Source organism: Adlercreutzia shanghongiae (assembly GCF_035830635.1).
GTDB lineage: Bacteria > Actinomycetota > Coriobacteriia > Coriobacteriales > Eggerthellaceae > Adlercreutzia > Adlercreutzia shanghongiae.
Window position 1 is genome coordinate 1 of sequence record NZ_JAYMFI010000058.1, and the last position, 1,249, is coordinate 1,249.

The window sequence follows — 1,249 nt, forward strand, 5'->3', positions numbered from 1 at the left end:
TATCATCGTGTTGGCGCAGTCCTTCTCGTAGCGCCTGTCGACGACATCGAAGAAGAGGTCCGTGCACACCTTGTCGAACGTGCACCGTCCCACCTCGTCGACTATGAGGCACGATGGCTTCACCAGCGCGGAGACAGTGCGCGAAGTGCTGCCGGAATCGGCGGCCCGCCTCAGCTTGTCCCGCAGCTCGGTGGCCTTCAGGTAGTAGGTCTTGTAGCCGCTCAGGCAGCACTCCCGCCCGTAGGCCTGGGCCAGGTGCGTCTTCCCGATGCCGCCGGGCCCTATGAACGCCAGGTTCTTGCGCGCGTGCAGGTTCGCGAGCGCCGGCAGCTTGCGCAGCGCCGCCGCGTCCCGCCCGCGTATGCGGTCGAAGTCGAAGCTGGCGAAGGTCTTGGGGGCCTTCTGGGGAAGCCTGCTGAGCCTGAGCAGCGTCTCGATCACCTGGTCGTGGCGCTTGTCCGCCAAATAGGCGAACACGGCGTCAAGCGCGGCGATCTCGCTGGTTCCCATATCGTGGCGCACGGCCAGCTCGGCCAGCTCCTCCGGGGCGATTGCCACCCCGAGCGAGGCCGCATGGGCGCTCACGCATCTGCAGACGACCGCTGTGTCTCTTGCCTCGTCCATAGCTAGAGCCTCCCCTCGAAGTCGAACTTGTCGAACCCGGGCTTTCCCTTCGGGGGCTCCAGCTGGGCGATGACGGTCTCCACGGGGGCCGTCGGCAGTTCGGCCGGCTGCATGTCGGCGTACTGGTCGCCGCAGAAGCTGTCCTTGCGGCTCCATGTCACGGGGTGTGCCGCCAGCTCTCGCGAGAGGTCGTCGGAGTAGATGCGCAGCCACTCCCCGTCCCGGCTCACCCGGCACTCCTTGCCCGGGTACCAGTACGGCACGCCGAACCGCCTTCCCTCGTAGCTGACGAACCCGTCGAAGCTTATGCGACGGCGGGGGCACAGGTAGAGCGCCAGCTCGCGGGTCATGGCGAGCGCGGTTGCGGCCGGCGCGCACGCCGAGGAGTGCTCGTCGGCGGGGACGCAGCCGACCGCCCTGCGCCAGCGCCCGGATTGCCTGGCGCACCACTCGAGCGCCTGGGCGTTCAGGTCGGTGGCGTTGTAGAACTTCCTCCCCGCCAGGAAGTTGCCCTTCACGAACCTGATCAGCCGCTCGACCTTGCCCTTGGTGAACGGGTGCCTGGGCTTGCACAGCTTCGTCTTGAACCCGATGTGCGCCATGAACGCGGCGTAGTCGGCCTGCC

Annotated in this window: 2 protein-coding genes; both read right to left on the reverse strand. The window is 67.4% G+C overall.

The genetic code is table 11. The features are described 5' to 3' along the window. A partial coding sequence (locus VJ923_RS12185; protein ID WP_326441857.1) for an ATP-binding protein occupies positions 1-624 on the reverse strand: 624 nt, incomplete at its 3' end. 2 nt (positions 625-626) lie between these two features. After that, positions 627-1,226 carry a Mu transposase domain-containing protein gene (locus tag VJ923_RS12190; protein WP_326441859.1) on the reverse strand — a complete coding sequence of 200 codons (600 nt, stop codon included), beginning with the start codon at positions 1,224-1,226 and terminating at the stop codon, positions 627-629. Between the last annotated feature and the right edge of the window lie 23 nt (positions 1,227-1,249).

Coding starts and splice junctions, on each gene's coding strand:
- VJ923_RS12190 (WP_326441859.1), bottom strand. CDS start 1,226: ATGGCGCACATCGGGTTCAAGACGAAGCTGTGCAAGCCCAGGCACCCG.